The 18,790-nt window shown below is 34.8% G+C and carries 10 protein-coding genes; all 10 read right to left on the reverse strand.

Annotated elements, in window-relative coordinates; all coding sequences use genetic code 11:
* Positions 1-20: 20 nt before the first annotated feature.
* The 10 genes from AC2DGP_RS08280 to AC2DGP_RS08325 all read right to left on the reverse strand — a co-directional run bounded on the left by AC2DGP_RS08280 (position 21) and on the right by AC2DGP_RS08325 (position 18,622).
* Entirely contained in the window at positions 21-1,562 is a 1,542-nt protein-coding gene (locus AC2DGP_RS08280) for a sulfatase family protein (RefSeq protein WP_484489595.1), read from the reverse strand.
* Between the two features lie 42 nt (positions 1,563-1,604).
* Entirely contained in the window at positions 1,605-3,116 is a 1,512-nt protein-coding gene (locus AC2DGP_RS08285; protein ID WP_484489596.1) for a sulfatase, read from the reverse strand.
* A 22-nt stretch (positions 3,117-3,138) separates the two neighbouring features.
* Positions 3,139-5,610 (reverse strand): beta-galactosidase GalB, encoded by a 2,472-nt coding sequence (galB, locus tag AC2DGP_RS08290; RefSeq protein WP_484489597.1) that lies wholly within the window; start codon positions 5,608-5,610, stop codon positions 3,139-3,141.
* 79 nt (positions 5,611-5,689) lie between these two features.
* Complete coding sequence (locus AC2DGP_RS08295; RefSeq protein ID WP_484489598.1) at positions 5,690-7,177, reverse strand: sulfatase family protein; 1,488 nt, start codon at positions 7,175-7,177, stop codon at positions 5,690-5,692.
* 167 nt (positions 7,178-7,344) lie between these two features.
* Positions 7,345-8,778 carry a carbon starvation CstA family protein gene (locus AC2DGP_RS08300; protein ID WP_484489599.1) on the reverse strand — a complete coding sequence of 478 codons (1,434 nt, stop codon included), beginning with the start codon at positions 8,776-8,778 and terminating at the stop codon, positions 7,345-7,347.
* 34 nt (positions 8,779-8,812) lie between these two features.
* The gene (locus AC2DGP_RS08305) at positions 8,813-11,842 is read right to left on the reverse strand and encodes a glycoside hydrolase family 2 TIM barrel-domain containing protein (RefSeq protein ID WP_484489600.1); all 3,030 of its coding nucleotides are present in this window, start codon (positions 11,840-11,842) and stop codon (positions 8,813-8,815) included.
* 9 nt (positions 11,843-11,851) lie between these two features.
* Complete coding sequence (locus AC2DGP_RS08310; protein WP_484489601.1) at positions 11,852-14,200, reverse strand: glycoside hydrolase family 2 protein; 2,349 nt, start codon at positions 14,198-14,200, stop codon at positions 11,852-11,854.
* 182 nt (positions 14,201-14,382) lie between these two features.
* Positions 14,383-15,858: a sulfatase family protein gene (locus AC2DGP_RS08315; protein WP_484489602.1), complete on the reverse strand. Its 1,476-nt coding sequence runs from the start codon at positions 15,856-15,858 to the stop codon at positions 14,383-14,385.
* 6 nt (positions 15,859-15,864) lie between these two features.
* Entirely contained in the window at positions 15,865-17,265 is a 1,401-nt protein-coding gene (locus AC2DGP_RS08320; RefSeq protein WP_484489603.1) for an arylsulfatase, read from the reverse strand.
* A 4-nt stretch (positions 17,266-17,269) separates the two neighbouring features.
* Positions 17,270-18,622, reverse strand: a complete 1,353-nt coding sequence (locus AC2DGP_RS08325) for a sulfatase (protein ID WP_484489604.1) — start codon at positions 18,620-18,622, stop codon at positions 17,270-17,272.
* Positions 18,623-18,790: the final 168 nt, after the last annotated feature.

Below are 18,790 nucleotides of genomic sequence, written 5' to 3' on the forward strand. Positions count from 1 at the left end.
CAGGTTTTTTTTTTTTTTAATCATTTAAACTGATCGTACTCAGGATTTATTTTTGCATTTTTAAATCTCGGTCTGTCTTTCCAAAAATCAAAAGTTGCTTTCAATTGAACGGATGCTTCAGGGTATTGACCTTGATCATCAGTTTTCTGCTCCCAATCCTCTAACACCTTTCTGTGCTCCTTTAATATTACAGCATAAGTTGCATCTTGTGCCAAATTATTCATTTGATGAACATCATTTTTTAAATCATACAATTCTTCTACAGGTTTTACACCAAACCAATGTGCATCTTGATAAGGGGTAAGTTTCCCTTCAGCATGCAATTTCTTCAAGTCTTTAACAATTGCTTTTTTATCTCTATAACCAGCTTGCATCATCGGTCTTTCTGGAAAGTAGTTTTTTATATATCTAAAATCTTTAGAAACTACAGTTCGTATCCTATCAATTGTATAATCACATCTATCTCTTGCCCCAATGATATAATCCTCCTCTTTTAAATCAGTAGCGAACAAATCTCTACCATCCAAATACGCAGGCATTTCAGCTCCAGCCATTGCTAACGTTGTTGCAGAAACATCCAACAAAGAAACCAAATCCTCTCTTACCTGACCAGCCTTTAAACCTGGAAAATTCCCTTTGATCATCAATGGAACTAACATTCCACCTTCATAACAAAATTGTTTGTGTCTTAAAGAAGTATTACTTCCATGATCAGAAAAGAAAAATATAATCGTATTCTCTAATTCGCCATCGGCTTTTAATTGAGCTAATAATTCTTCTACTTTCACGTCGGAACCACGATTTGCATTATAGTGATCGGTCCAAGCTTTTCTTTGGGATTCAATATTTGGAAAATAAGGTGGTAAAGGAACATCATTAGTTGCTAACCTTTCTCCTTTTCTAACATATTTAGAATCTTTTTTACCCCCCATCAATTGCATTTGACCAAACCAAGGCTGATCCTTATCTTGTCTATCAGACCAATTACCAACTGTATAAGACATATAATCAACGGCAAAATTACCTTGCCAACCATTCATCCCAGCAACGTAATTCTCTTCCGTTCCTGTGCTATACAAAGCTCTTCTATCATAATGAAAATTATAATCATCCTTCCCACTATTAAATGTAAAATACCCTGCTTCTTTCATCAATTCAGGAATGGTCTTCATTCCTTTAGGTAATTTAATCCTTAACGCTTCCGGAACAAGCTCTCCATTTGTGTATCTGCTTGAACGATGATTATGTGTTCCTGTTGTAGTCTGCATCATACCTGTAATCATTGCTGACCTACTAGCTGAACAAACAGGAGCCGTAGCATAAGCCCTTTTAAACAAAACACCATCTCCCGCTAGCTGATCTATAACGGGGGTATGGCCAGCATTTATAGAATCACCATAACAGCCCATAAAAGGCGATAAATCTTCCGCTATAATCCATAAAATATTAGGTTTTTTAATTTCTCCCTTTTTAGAGGTTGATGAAGAGGAACAACCTATATTAATAATAGCAACAACAAACATTGCCATTGAAAACCTTGATTTAAAAAATGTATAATTCATTATATAATTTATTGATTATTATTGTTATTATTACTACAAACCCTAGTCCAATTCCTTTAAATTTCTACTTTCCTTGATGGTTTCATCTTGGTCAGCATCAACATAATTTTTAGGTTTAGGGTCATGTTTTTTCGAGGCCAACTTTCTGTCTTTAGGAACATATACTTTTAACTTCTCAACCTCTTTTCGATACTTTTTTTCTTTAATAAGGTTCCTTTTTTCTAATGGATCCTTTTTTACATCATACAATTCTTCAGTCCCCGATAAATAATTGATATAATGATATTTTGAACTTAATACAGAAGTACCAGATGATGATATAGTAATCCCTGGGTGCTCCCAATTGGAGTTAACATCCTTCAGAATTTTTGAAAAATCATGACCTTCAATATTTTTCTTTTCAGGAAGATTACACAAACTCACTAAAGTAGGATACATATCTACTAATGAAACCGTTTGATCTGCTAAAATTGGTTTTTTCATACCTGGCAATTTTACCAGTAAAGGAGTATGAACAACCTCGGCCCAAAGTGTGTTTTTTAGATACCTTTGTTTCTCTCCCAAATGCCATCCATGATCTCCCCAAATCATCACAATTGTATTATCAGCATGGCCACTTTTCTCAAGTGCATCCATCACCAAACCAAGACATCTATCTGCAAAAGAAATACTTGCCAAATAAGCCCTTGTTGCCTCTTTTTCTAAACCATTTTTTTTCACCCATTTGTATTCACCTGTTGGTTGAAAAGCTTGCTTTCCTTTCGGAGTTTTAATGTCATTCAAATCCGTTTCATCCACAATAGGTGCTTTGATTTTATCTAAATCATACATGTCAAAAAACTCCTGAGGCACAAACCAAGGCAAATGAGGTTTGATAAAACCAACCGACATAAAAAATGGTTTGTCAAATTCTCGTTGTAATTGATTCACTGCCCAATCCGCAACCGCGTAATCAACTGTTTCATCAAAAGAATCTTTTGTTGGTCCCCAACTTAATTTACTTTGTTTTGATATGAACTCAGGTTTCTTTACACCATTTATTACTCCTGATTTCGATGCCGTTAAAAATTTAGGATCTGCTTTATCATTGTTATACCTTCTTCCTCTTGCAAATTCATCGTAAGCCCAAGCCCCAAAATCTGTTTTTCCATTGGAGGTACCATGTTTGTGAAAAATCTTTCCATTAGATAAAGTATGATATCCATTTTTTGAAAAATATTCAGGAAGTGTTGCATTTTTTTGAACCACCTCAGAATATATCATATTATGAGCATTACCATAAATTCCCGACGTGCTTGGTAAAAACCCAGATAAAATTGCGGATCTTGAGGGGCCACAGATAGGAGCCGTACATACCGCATTTTTAAAAATCATTGCGCCATTTTCGCAAAACCGATCCATATTTGGGGTAATCGCCTGCGGATTCCCTCCCAAAGGACCAATCCAATCATTGATGTCATCAATAGCAATAAATAAAACATTTGGTTTTTTTTGAGCATTTACAACCGCCGCAAACGCCATTATAAACAATACTATAAATTTTCTCGTTCTCATTTTTTATTTTTTTTCAAATCAATTAATTCGAAGAAATAATTAATTTTTGTGATCTTAAACCTTTAGAAACTGCTGTTAATTTTATTTTCCCCGTTTCTCCTTTCTTTGATCTAATCACCACCAAAGCCATTCCATTAAACACTTTTCTTTTTGTAGCTTGAAAAGACTCGTGATTTGTTGGATCTCCATTACCAACAGCTACAATTTCACCTGGGCCCGAAATACTATAACTAACCGAATTATGAGTTCTTGGAACCATGACTCCTTTTCTATCGGCTATTTTTACTGTTATAAAAGAAAGATCCTGTCCGTCAGCGCTAATCACATCCCGATCTGCCTCTAACAATATTTTACTAGACTTCCCTGTTGTTTTAACCTCATCAGAAGCCCATTTTTTTCCGTTTTTATATGCCACCACTTTTAACGCACCTTTTTCGTACAGAACATCTTTCCAAATGAGCCTGTATTCAAAAGCCCCCTTCTTTTTTCTACCTAAGGATTTTCCATTTAAAAATAATTCAGCTTCATCTCCTGATGTATAAACAAAAACTGGTGTAACCTCTCCATTTCTTTCTGGCCAGTTCCAATGTGGCAAAATATGCGCCATGGGTAACTCAGGTTTCCATTTAGCTTGATATAAATAATATCTATCTTTTGGGAATCCACATAAGTCAACAATACCGAAATAAGAACTTCGTGGTGGAATTTGTTTTCCCATTTTTGCCAACTCTTCTTTCATCCTTGCCTTTTCAGCAGGATCGGAAAAATTCAACAAATTAGTTTTATCCTTATTGTAAGGGGTTGGCTCTCCGATATAATCAAAACCAGTCCAAACAAATTCACCAAACACCCAGGGATATTTATCTTGTGCCTCAAATTCCAAATCTGGTCTATAGGCCCAATTAGGTGCAGAATAGTCATAGCTACTTACTTGAAAAAACCCACCATTTCCACTTTTTTTATTATCAAAATTCACAGGAAAAAAGTACTCACCTCTTGAGCTAATTGTAGAAGCCGTTTCACTTCCATACAAAGGAAGATTAGGGTTTTCTTTTCTAAACTGCTCATACATATGTGGTTTATAATTAAAGCCAAAAACATCTGCAGTTTTTTCAAAACCATTCGTAGCAGCTTCTGGTCTACTATTTCCAAATGTAGTTGGACGTGTCGTATCTACTGAACGAATAATATCTGCTAATTTTGATGCGATTGGAGCATCATTCGCCTCTCTTAATTCAATCATTTCATTTCCTGTACTCCACATAACAACAGAAGGATGGTTTCTATCTCTCTTTACCATTGTTACCAAATCTCTTTCATGCCATGCACCAAATAATCTAGCATAATCATTATCTACTTTTTTCTTTCCCCATACATCAAAAGCTTCTACTTGTACTAAAACTCCCATTTTATCACACAAATCCAAAAACTCAGGAGCAGGTGGATTATGTGAAGTTCTTATCGCATTGACTCCAAAAGATTTCAAAATTTCTATTTGTCTCTCAATGGCTCTAACATTTACCGCAGCCCCTAAAGGTCCCAAGTCATGATGTTGACAAACACCATTCATTCTAACCTTTTTGCCATTAAGAAAAAATCCATCTTTGTTATATTCTATAGACCTAATTCCAAAAACTGTAGTATAAACATCTACTACTTTACCTTTTTTAAGAAGTGATGTTTTAACCGAATATAAATTTGGATTCTCTAATTCCCACAAGGCTGGGTTTGCAACTTTTATTATACTTGGTTGATAATAGGCTACTTTTGCTTCTCCAATTTTTACAGATGTTTCCCCTTTTCTAAAAATCTCATGCAGTATTTCCACCCCTTCAGTATCCCCTGAAATTTCGGTTTCAATTCTAACCAAGGCTTCCGAAGATGAAACTTTTGGAGTTGTCACAAAAGTTCCCCATTGTGCTACATGGATGCTCTGCGTTTTTACCAATCGCACATTTCTATAAATCCCACCTCCAGGATACCAACGAGAAGAATTTTCTTTATTATCTAATCTCACTGCAATTGTATTTTTCCCAGCTTTTAAATACCTAGATATTTCAAAACCAAAAGAAGAGTATCCATAAGCCCAGTCACCTACATATCCTCCGTTCACCCAAATGCTAGTGTTAGACATGGCACCGTCAAACTCTACAAATACTTTTTTCTTTAAATCTGCATCAGATGCTGAAAATTCTTTTCTGTACCAACCTATTCCAGCCCAAGGCAATTTCCCCGTTTGATTAGGTAAATCTGCCCTAAACGGACCTTCAATTCCCCAATCATGTGGTAAATTCAGTTCTCTCCAGGTAGCATCATCATAATCAACCTCATCCATATCTGCAGGTTCTTCAATTTTAGATCCATCTGGCATGTTTCCGAATCTAGCAAATTTCCAATTTTCATTAAATGACGTGATTTCACGTGTTTGACTGAACACCTGAAAAACAGTGAGTAAAAAAACTCCTACTAAAAATAATCTATGTATTCTTTTCATAATCTATATCCCTTTTCAAACAGTAAATTACTGAATATTCTTATCTTTCATCTAGTCTAATTTATTCCTTTGATAGCTATTAATTAACTGTTGCTATCTTAGAGGTTCTCACCTCAATATAGCTTTTCATCATTTTTTCTATTCTGTTTTTCTGTTTTGGATCTTCAATTAAATTACTTGAAGAATCTTCAAATAAATTAGCTTCCAAATCATATAATTCAACAGGAACTAAATTTTCTAAAATCCCTGGTTTATCCCCCTTCAATATAAGTTTCCACTTCCCATCTCTTATCGCGTAACTTGGACCTCCTTTAGACTGATGCATCAAATAAATATGTGCAGGCTTTTTAGGAGATTCCCCTTTAAAGTAGGGCAGTAGATTTGCTGAATCAAATACTTTCGTTTTATCCAGTTTCTGAGCAGACAATGCAGCAATAGTAGCCACCATATCTTGCCCAACGACAGGCTCTTTTGATACAGAATTAGGTTTGATAACCCCAGGCCATACAGCTATAAAAGGAACTCTATGACCTCCCTCATAAATAGACCCTTTGCTACCATTTAATCCATTACTAGTGTCATGTCCCGCTTTTTTCATGTTTTGATCAAAAGACAAACCTCCATTATCTGAAGTAAAAACGAAAAGCGTATTTTCATAAGCTCCAGTTTTTTTCAAAGCTTCGATCATCATTCCGACTTGGACATCCAATTCGTAAATCATATCTCCATGAACTCCAGGTGTGGTTCCAGCCACTTTTTGACCATTTAACATCGCAGGAGGAGTATGTGGTATATGTACAGCTTGACTACAGTAATACAAAAAAAATGGCTGTTTTGATTCTTTTTGTTTATTGATATAATCCACTGTTTTACTTACCAAAATCCCACCAACTTCTGTAGGGTCCCAATTGGAATCCCCTATTCCAGACCTATCATTATGTTTTTTTGAAAATTTATAACCATTTTGAATCGAATTAACTTCCTTTAAAACTGAATTTGGTTTTATTTTCATCCATTCGCGGTTTTCATAAAAAGCAAAAGGCTTATTTTGAATCCCTTCAGGTAATTCTACCGCATAATCAAATCCATAACTCAATGCGCCACCAGTTTCCTTTCTATAATCTACTTTTTTTCCTTTTTCCCATGAGCCACCAAATCCCCATTTCCCAAAAAAGGCCGTATTATAACCACCTGCTTTGGCTATCCTGGCCCCGGTAGTAAAATTGTTGACATCAATGAGAGCATCTGCATTTGCCGTCCAAACTCCATAAGGTTTTTGATTCCTGTAAGAATAATTCCCTGTCATCATAGAGAACCTTGTGGGTGCACAAAGTGAGGCTGGTGAATGGGCATCGCTAAAGCGCATTCCCTCAGAAATAAGTTTATCAATATTTGGTGTCATAACAGCTGGAGCGGTTTTTGACCTTTGTTTATGATAAAAACTAATATCTCCTAATCCTATATCATCTGCCATCAACACAACAATATTTGGCTTGTTCATTACCTTTTGTGCTTGCATATTTAAAACACAAAACATGATTGTAACACAAACAATTATTCTTTTCATTATTCTTTAGTTTAAGTCTATTTCCCGTAAAAATAATCACAAACAAAAGGAAACATGTCCTTATACGTCTAAAGTATGTACTTAAACGTAAACTCTTATTTAGAAGACAAAAAAAATGGTTTCAGTAAAAACCAAAACCATTTAAAAATTTCATACTTGCTAATCAATCAAGCTACCTTTTTATGTCTCTTTTGTTCTTTCTTGGATAGAATTGTCCATATCGACAAGCCAAGAGCAACCAATATTCCAACCCCCACAGATACACCATAAGACAGTCCAAAACCTTCTGACGCTACAAGAATATAAGAAATGATAACGGTAGTCATAAAAGCAGCAGGTACTAAAACAAAAATAAATTTACTTCCTCTATCTTTCATGTATACCGTTGCTGCCCACAATACGATAGTGGCTAATACCTGATTAGACCAACCGAAGTATCGCCAAATAATTGCAAAATTCACCTTTGTCAATACAAAAGCGATCACAAACATTGGAATGGTGACGTATAATCTCTTAATTAATTTTCCTTGATCAATATTAAAAGAATCCGCAATCGTTATCCTGGCACTTCTAAAAGCTGTATCCCCTGAAGTAATTGGTGCAGCTACAACTCCAAAGATTGCCAAAATACCACCAATTTTCCCCAACATCGTATTACAAATAATATTTACAACCCATGCTGCATTATGTCCTTCCACTGCCATCGTTTCTGCCAATTGCTCTATTCCTCCAAAAAAAGCCATTGCAACTGCAGCCCATATCAAAGCCACAATACCCTCTGTAATCATTGCTCCCATAAATACTTTTTTCCCATCTAATTCATTAGAAATACATCTCGCCATTAAAGGAGATTGAGTAGAGTGAAAACCAGAAATAGCTCCACAGGCAATAGTAACAAAAAGCATTGGAAACAATGGATATTTCTCCGGATTTTCGTGAATATTAGTAAATGCATTTAAAGTTAATTCAGGAACTGTATAATCTCCAAAAATCAAAGTAAAAAACAAACCGACCGCCATTACTAATAGACACATTCCAAAAATAGGATATATCTTCCCTATCAATTTATCAATAGGGATAAGTGTTGCTAAAATATAATAAAGAAAAATTCCTGATATTAATATAGTAACATTAAACCCCGTCAGTTCTTGAAGTATGGAAGCAGGACCTTTTACAAAAACGACACCTACAATTATCAACAGTCCAACCGAAAAATAACGCATAAAATGCCTTACTCCCTGACCTAAATACCTTCCCACAATTTCTGGAATACTTTGTCCACCATGTCTCATTGACAACATCCCCGAGAAATAATCATGTACAGATCCCGCGAAAATAGAGCCAAACACAATCCAAAGGAAAGCCGCTGGCCCCCATAACGCTCCTGCAATAGCTCCGAAAATGGGTCCTAGTCCAGCAATATTTAAAAACTGAATAAGAAATATCTTACTAAGTTTCATTGGAATAAAATCCACTCCATCTTGTTTACTTATAGCAGGTGTTACTCTTTCTCCATCTGCTCCAAAAGTTTTCTCAACGAATCTTCCATAAACAAAATATCCTGCTATAAGGATACCAATACATACAAATAATGTAATCATAATAATTATTTTTCTTTTTCGTGGTACAAGTATATCAATTTACTTTCAAAGCATCAATAGACAATCCATCATCCTCTAAAGCAGTAATCCTAATGGTATTTGCACCTTTCCCTAAATTTACCTTTACCTTAAACACACCCCATTCAGTTCTATATTTGGCAGTAGCCGGAAGCTTGATTTCCTTACTTTGATCATTGATACTTAGTAAAACTTTATATTCATTCCTTATTTTATTTAAGGCGCTATATCTAATTTCTAATTCAAACTCTCCTTCACTACCATCATTTTCTTGATACCATTCAATATACCCACCACTATTTCTACCAAAATCGACATATCCCTTACCTGTAAATCCTTTTCCTTTAGAAGATACAATAGCATCGTTATAAGCCGCATCTTCAGCCTGATCTCCACCAGGAACCGCGGCTAAAGCTTTTGCATCCCAAACAAAACCATCTTCTTTCCCAAAACTTTCTTCTAAATACTGAACTGTACTTCCATATACAACAATTGCTTTAACAACAGTTCCAACCTCTACTCGGAATGGTTTGTTATACTCAAAAGACTTCATATTTGGTCTTGACCCATCTATTGTATAATACACCTTTAACTTTCCTTCTGCCTTCACTCCACGTAAGCCAATAGTTTGCACATCAATACTTACCATATTTGAACTTACCAGTCTCTTTTCCCCTAAAATGGAACTGGCTAATAAGGTGATTCCACCAATATTTGAAGTGGACTCCACATAAGCTCTTGTCAATCCAAAAAATGCAATCCTATCTTTTGCCTCATAATGCTTTTCTACATCAATTGGGCTTCCATTATCTAGGGCGCGAATCTTCCCATTTCCTATAACGGAAAAAGCGGTTCTATTTTCGCCATACGGATAAAAATTACCATTTGAATCAGTTGTAGTTACCCTAACTTGAACTACATCGTTTTTTTCATTAGACAGCGATTCTCCATCAATTGATAAGGCTATCTTTGAAGGATGACTTGCTGTTTTTATTCGCTTTTCTTTTACATTTATCCCATCTTCATATGCAACTATTCTTAACTCACCTGGTTGCCAAGGAACCAACCATTGACAAGCCATTTCACTCCATTTACTGCCTGGCTTTTTTCTACCAAGAGAAACATCATTTAAAAACAACTCTAGCTCTTCATAATTCGTATAAGCCCAAATAGGAATTTCCGTACCCAGTTTCATGGTTGGATGTGTCCAATGAGGAAATACATGTAACATAGGAGTTTTAGTCCATTGACTTTGGTATAGGTAATACAAATCTTTTTCAAAATTTGCCATATCTATTGCTCCCCCCATAAAAGATTTAAAAGGCCAGCCACCATGCACATAAGTCGCTTCTCCAATATAATCATGCCCAGTCCACCTAAATGACCCAGCATAATTTGGAATATCTCTTAATTGCTCAATATTTTGTCTAGAAGTCAACCGAACCATCGCATTGTCATAACTCGAATTGAAAATTTGCTTGTAATTTTGTTTTCCTGATGCCCCTGTCCAATCATAGGTAAAAACCTCTTTTTCTGTTAAGTCAGGATATTGGTATGGTTGTTGCCTTTTATTTGGATATCCATCTCTATACCAAGTTTTTGTTCTATAAAAACCACGCACCTGCCAAGTATGTGTGTTTTCAGTACCAATAAAAACTCGATCGGATTCCAGAGTATCAAACCATCCCATTTTCTCACTACTTCCGTTCACCCCAAATACATCCATATATTCTGATCCTGAATGCCCTGATGTTACAGGTCTAGTAGCGTCCAACTCGTGGCAAGTTTTAACTAAATCCGCACCTACTTCACCGTGTGTTTCATTCCCTACACTATAAATGACTACTGACGCATGATTTCTATCTCTTTTTATCCAATCTGACAAATCCCTTTTCCACCAATCCTGAAAAGCATGAGCACCATAATCATTGGCCGCCTTTTTCATCCACCCATCAAAAATCTCATCCATCACAAGCATTCCCATTTCATCACACATGTCATAAAATTGTGGTGTTTGAGGATTATGCGCTGTTCGGATTGCATTACAGCCCATATTTTTTAATTGCTGTATTCTATATTTTAATATTTTATCCGGTACTGCGGCACCTAATGCCCCAGCATCTTGATGATTACAAACCCCTTGAAGCTTTACATTTTTACCATTGATCCACATTCCTGTTTTTGGTTTCCATTCAATATCTCGCATACCAAATTTAGTCTCAACCTTGTCCACTAAGCTTTTTCCAATATAAACTTCACTAACGAGTGTATATAAATTAGGGGTTTCAACCGACCACTTTTTGGGATTCTCAATTATCAGCTCTTGATGAATTGTATCTAATGCATGTTTTTTAAGTCTGAATTTATGATCTTCTTCTACAACACGTTTTCCATTTGCATCATATACGGATGATACTATTTTAAGCCTCTGATTTTCATCACTAACATTGGATAACTCAGTCTCCACAGAGATAGAATTTCCTTTTGTTTTCACAAAAACTCCGGAAGTTGGAATGTGAATTAATTCTTTCACTTTAATCCAAGTATTTGCATAAATACCACTTCCTGTATACCACCTGGCTGATGGTTGCTTATCATTGTCTACACGAACGGCAAATGTTATAGTTTCAGAATCTTTTGCGATCTCACTAATATCATACGAAAATGATATCCAACCATAAGGACGTACGCCTAACTGTTGACCATTTGCCCAAACAGTACTATTCATGTAAACACCATCAAAAGCAATTTCAACATGTTTCCCTTTCCATTCTTTAGGCACTCTAATGGTTTTTCTATACCAACCAAAACCGGCAGGCAAATAACCGCACTGCCCGCCCATAGGATTATTGATATCATAATCTCCTTCAATACTCCAGTCATGAGGTAAATCTAGCACTCGCCAAGAGGCATCTTTAAAATAAGCTTTTTCTGCTCCTTTAATATCTCCAACACTAAATTTCCAACCTTCATTAAAATTTATAATATCTCTTGCCTTTAGACCTAGAGACAAAAAAAATAAAAGAATAAAAACTATTTTTCTCATAATTATTTTCTAATTCAAACTTTTAAAATCAAATGTAGCTTTTAAATCATTTACTGCCGCATCAATTTTAATTTTCCCAGCCTTAGCACCTATTCTCAATAAAACAGAAGCCGTACCACCCTCTACTTGAATTTCACCCACATTCATAATTTCAGCATCACCTTTTAATTCAAGAGAAATTTCAGAAAAATAATCATTCACTATAGTTCCATTTTCATCTAATACATCTATATATAAAAACAATACATCATTTGAATTTGCTTGAGGTGCCTTACCACTTTTATCTAATCGAATGCGCAATGCACTCGCGTTTTTAGGTGTATTCACTATACTAGATTTAATTTCTTTTCCTGCAACATACCCTACTGCTCTTAATTCACCAGCTTGAAATTTTTCTAACTTAAAAGTAAATGGAGGGTGCGATAAATTCGTTGTGTTTTTATTTTTATCTGGAACTTGTCTAGCAATCAGTTCGTTATTTAAATACAATGCAACTTCATCACAATTACTAAACACACGAACATCAGTAGAAGATTTTTCATCCCAATACGAAGCTATTTTTAACACCGCACCAGATTCAAAATCTCTCTGACTTTGGTAAAAGTAATAACCAAATTTCGGCAATCTAAAAATATCCATAATTCCAGAATATTCAATTTCATCGTGATATCCTCTGTTGTAATCATACATTACCCAATAACTATCAGAATAGGCGGCTGTGTTCATATTGTCATTATGAGATTCTTGTAAATTATAGGCTTGTTGCAATAAATTTTTCTCCCCAGAAGAGAGTACTTGTCTGCTGCTCATTTCCAAACGTTTCGTTTTAGAAAGTTTGTCTTGATTCAAACCGGCATTAGAAGAATAATATTCCCAATCTCCATATTCTGATACAGAATAGGGTTTTGGTTGAATTTCATCATAATGATGTAATAATCTGTGCTGACGTGCTTGCAAGAAAATATCATACACATCATTCATCCAACCACAAGAGTATACATTTTCACCTGGATACTCCTCATGAACAATTTTATCTAATGCTTCCATAAAGAAAATAGGCATTTTTGTTTCATTCAAGGACACTTCCCAAGCCAAAACCGAAGGTCTATTTCTATCTCTTCTAATTAAATCTCTTGCAGAATTGTAACAATATTTTCTAAACATATCACTGTCCAAATAATATTGCCAACCTAAAATTGCATCTATTACCACTAACCCTAATTCATCACAAGCATCCATAAAAGCTGGTGATTGAGGATAATGGGACAAACGAATATAGTTAAAACCACCATCCTTAATTTTTTTAGCATCTCTATACTGCGCATTATCAGAAAGTGCATAGCCCACAAAAGGATACTCTTGATGGCGATTTACCCCTCTCAAGAAGGTGCGTTTACCATTGATGTACAGTTTATTTTCTTTATCAAAAGTAAATTCCCTTATTCCAAAACGTGTTGTTTTAGAATCGACAACAACGCCATTTGAAAACACCTCTGTTTTTAAATGATATAAATTTGGACTTTTAGGAGACCATAATTTTGGTTTTTCAATTTTAATATCTTCCACAAATTCAAAATCACCATTAGAAGCTATCTTTTTATCCTGTGAAGTCGATTGTGAAACGAGTTGATCCTTGAAATATACAGACTGGATTAGATATACATTCTGAGCTTCTTTTTTTTCGTTGATTATATGCGTTTTTATTTGCACTGTTGATTGCAATTCTGAGACCACTGGAGACGTAATAAATATACCCCCTCCAGCAACTTTATTTGCTAACACTGGATGCGATATATATACCTTTTCTTTCAAACTCAAATACGCATTACGATACAAACCACCATACATATTAAAATCCAGTTTTTTCAAAGGTTTCGGTCCTGTAATTGCATTATCTCTATTATTTAAACGAATGGCAACAACATTTTTTTGGTTTTCTATAATATATTTGGAAACATCTACAACAACGGGTAAATACCCTCCTTGATGCACAGCAACTTGCTCTCCATTTACCCATATTTGGGAATGGTTCATTGCTGCCTCTAATTCTAAAAATATTTTTTTATCCTCTGTACTTTTTGAAGGTTTAAATTCTTTTCTATACCAACAGATTCCTTGCCATTGGTTATTCACCACCAACGGTTCTATATGCGCCGTATGTGGTAAACTCACCAATTTCCAGTTAGAATCATCAAAGTCCCTTTTGGAGAATTCTTCATCTGCAACTTCAGACTCTTTTAAGAGTTTGAATTTCCAATTTGAATTGATTTTTATTTTGTTTATTTCACTTTTCTCACAAGATATATTAAGAAAAGAAATCAGAAATAAACTTAAAATTACGGTTGTGAATTGTTTCATGCTTTATATTTTAATCTCTCATTAGTCTTTGTTAAAAAGAACATCTATATCAAAATAACACTATTAAAACAGGCAACATGTCCCTATACGTCTAATTATTGTGTGTTTGCGTAAACAAATACTTAAGTCTATTTAAAATCAAGTAAATAAAAAAAGAAGCATTATTTCTAATGCTTCTTTTTTTAATTTTTATGCGCTTTTTTATACAAACCTGTTATCCTTTTATAACCAATCTCCTCTCCTGCTTTCATTCTTTCATACTCAGATGGCAATTCTTTTTCTAACCATTCTAATACTGCGGGTCCTTTCATTATAAAAGGATCATATACATCACTAACCGGTTTCATTTTTTTATCAAATCGTTTGGTTTCCTTACGTAACTTTTTCAATACTTTTTTGTATTCTGGATTGTTTGCTAAATTATTTAATTGATACGGATCATTTTTCATATCATACAATTCTTCCTCAGGCTTTCGAGGCTCAAAAAACGGTTTTTGATAATCATTCAACTCACCCTTTGCATGCATAGCTCTCATGATATGAACTGCAGGTCTGTAAAACTCAAGATAAGCTTGATGTGCATCGTAGGGAATTTCCGGCTTATCATTTCTTATATAAGCCCAATCAGCAGAAGTAATAGACCTTGACTCTTCTAAAATCTCATCCCATAAGTCTCTAGCTCCATAAACATATTCTCTATCAAAATCTTGTTTAAAAATAGGCTGTCCTGTCATATATTCAGGCACTTCGACACCTGCATAATCCACAATCGTTGCAGTTATATCAGTAGAAGCAACTACTTTGTCACTTACCACACCTCTATTAGCATCCATTGGGTTATATATAATTAAAGGAATCCTTAACCCTGGGTCTTGTAAATAGCCTTTTCCTCGAATATTGCACCTTCCATTATCACCAATAAAAATAACAATCGTATTCTCTGCCATACCTTTATCCTCAAGCTCTTGGAAGATCATCCCAACTTCGGCATCCATATACTCAATTTGATCTAGATATTTTGCCCAATCCAATCTAATTGCCGGATGATCCGCCATATAAGGAGGTAAACTAAGTGTTTCCGCATTTACAGGGTGTTTTGATTTCTCTCTAATTTCTGTCCACCACGGGCCTCTATGTGTTACTTTTAACTGTATTTGCGCAAAAAACGGCTCATCTTCTTTAGAGAAATTATTCTTTTTATCAAACAAACCAAACTTTTCCTTTCCATCCCAAGGACCAACAGCCTCGTGCTTAAAATTTACATCAATTTTTTGACCATAGGTATAGACTTTTTCATGTCCTAAAACACAGGTATACCCAGCATCCCTCAACAATTTTGTAAAAGGTAAAAACTGTTTATTTAAAGGTTCATTTCTATTACTTCTGTGGTGTTGCGAGTTTGTTTTTACTTGATGTGTCCCTACCATCATAGAAGATCTACTCGGAGAGCAAATAGGATTGGTAACAAAGGCATTGTTAAATAACACTCCCTCTTTAGCCATTTTATTCAAATGAGGTGTTTTTACATTTGGCATTCCGTAGCACTCCAAATCTGTACTCATATCCTCAGCCATCAACCAAATGATATTTGGTTGCTTTTGTGCATAAACACCATTTAACAGAATAGAAACTAGGGTTAAAAAAAATATTTTTTTCATTTTATCTTATTTAAAAACTCCACCAGAAAATGGATAGTGCTCATCTTTTACACTTTCTCTTTTTAATATTCCGTTTGCTTTAGCGACTAATTTTGGATATTTAGAAGAAACATCTTCCTTCTCAAACAAATCTTCTTCCAAATTATAAAGTTCTGTATGGTAATTATCAGCATATCTAACAGCCTTCCATTTCCCAAATCTTGTAGCTTGTCTGAACCCTTTTACTGATCTTCCTTCTTGTATTTCCCAATATAAAAAATCATGCTTTTTTTGCACACTTCCTAGTAGTTCCGGAGCAATAGAAATCCCATCAGTTTTATTAGGTATTTCTGCCTCCCCTATTTCAGCTAAAGTTGGCATAATATCATAAAAAGTTGAAGGATGATTGCTCACTCCTGGTTTTATTTTACCAGGCCAGTAAGCAATAAAAGGAACTCTCACACCACCTTCATAAACATCTCTTTTATATCCTTTTAGACTTCCTGAACTATTAAAAAACTTATAGCTATGATGGTTTTCATTTGTAGGTCCGTTATCACTAGAAATCAAAATTAACGTATTTTCTAATTCTCCACTTTCTTTTAATTTATCAAACATCCTTTTAATCTGATCATCTAACATCGTAATTCTTGCAGCATGCCTTCTTTCTATTTCTGGCCACTCCTCTAAATATTCGTTGTATAAATCATTTTTACTCAAGAAAAATTCATGAGCATGTGGAATTCTATAAGACATATATAAGAAAAACGGCTTGTCATCAGCTTTTGTATCCAAATAATCTAGGGCAAAATTAGTTCTGAATTCATCCAAACATTTATAATTGTTATAGTTATAAAAAATAGAATCTTGATTGTTATTTACCCAATGAACTCGTTCATCAATCTCTATCCCTTTATCAGACACTCCCCATTGTTCTTGTACGGCATAATCAAACCCTCTTCCTTTTGCCCATGTACTAGTATCCTCCGGTACTCCAAGGTGCCACTTACCAATCATTGCCGTTTGATAACCTGCACTTTGCAACATTTCACCTATTGTTTTTTCTGACTTTTTTAAAGGAACACGATCGTATTTATTAGGATATTGCCCCTTATTCCCTCGTATTCGAACATGCCCTGTATGCATCCCGGTCATTAACACCGCTCTTGATGGAGAACAAACAGAAGTACCAGCATAAAAATCAGTAAACCGAATTCCTTCTGAAGCTATTTTATCTAAAAAAGGGGTTTTTATCACTTTCTGACCATAGGAACCTAATTCTCCATATCCTAAATCATCAGCCAATAAAAAAATAATATTTGGTTTCTTTAATTTCTTTTTTGAAGCATTTTTTTGAGGCTCTTGTTTTCCGCAAGAAATCACCCCCATTAAAACTGCAACTGCTAATACTACTTTTGTTAGTTTCATTTTACTATTCTTTTAATTGTTCTGGGCCAAAAGCAGGCACAGCCTTCTTTTCCCATTTTGCTAAATCCTTTTTTAATTTAGACTCTATTTTCAATCCTTTTCCTATCAAATCTTTCTCTTCAGATCTATCCTCAACTACATTGTACAATTGGTATTTCCCTGAATGATATTTAATCATTTTATAATCTCCATTAGTAATAGAAGCATATTGATCTTCATAACTTCTAAAACCAAATAGATTTCTATTTTTGATATCTTTTCCTTTAAGGATTGGCATCAAACTAACCCCGTTTATTTGCTTGTCTTTGCATTTTTTACCAGAAGCTATCTCTACTAAAGTTGGATATACATCGATAGATTGTACTGGAGTATGGCACACCGTATTGGGTTGCGTTACACCAGGATAATAAATCATAAATGGAACTCTAGCTCCTCCTTCTGCTAAAGTATCTCCTCCTTTTTTACCTCCTCTTAATGGAGCATTTGAATAAGCACCTCCTTGATCTGATAGAACAATTATTACTGTATTATCCGCAATACCTTTTTCTTCTAATGCTTTTCTTACACGTCCAACAGAAGCATCCATTGCTTCCACCATGGCATGATGATCGGCGTATTTACCAGTGATTCCTCGTGTCTTATATTTTTTCAACAAGTCTTTTCTACCGACTGATGGTCCATGTACAGAATAATACCAAAAAGACAACATAAATGGGTCTTTTTTATCATAACCCTTTATAAAATCAACTGCTCCATCTGTCAAAACATCCGTTAGATAATCCCCCTTTTTATAAGCTGCCATAAAATCTCTTGGGTCTCCACCTTTAAAAAATGGGAAATAATAACTTTTAGGATGTCCATGATCTGTTACCCCAAATTCTTTGTCAAAACCTTGATCAATTGGGTAACGCCCATCATGGCCTAGATGCCATTTTCCAACAAACATATTGTAGTATCCATATTCTTTTAATCTTTCAGCATAGGTTATCTCTTCAAGTGGCAAATAATTTAAAGAAGGCATTTGAACCGGATCGCTAGGCCATAATCCATATTTTGCATTTGGATTTTTAGGATCTAAATGTATATGCCTTACCATTTGTAAACGAACAGCCTCTTTTCCCGTAAGTAAAGACAACCTACTTGGACTGCATGTTGGAGTTGGAATATAAGCTCTTTCAAAATCCAATCCTTCCGTTTTTAATTGATCTAAATTTGGTGTTTCAAAAGAATCATTTCTATAGCCTATATCATTCCAACCATAGTCATCCACAAACAACAAAACGATATTGGGTTTATCTTGTGCTTTCATCACAAAACTTCCCATTAGCAACCCTAAAATCAATAAACTTTTTTTCATCTTAATTACATTTTAATAATGCCTGATACGAAATACAGACATTCTAATTATTTTTTTGTTTCTGTTGGTATACGAAATGTTGTGGAGAGTAAATATTGATGCAAACCCAACAGTATACCTTTGTATTCATAAAAAACATGGACGTAAAGCATCCCTTACATCCATATC

The sequence above is a fragment of the Flavicella sp. IMCC45537 genome (genome assembly GCF_057197705.1).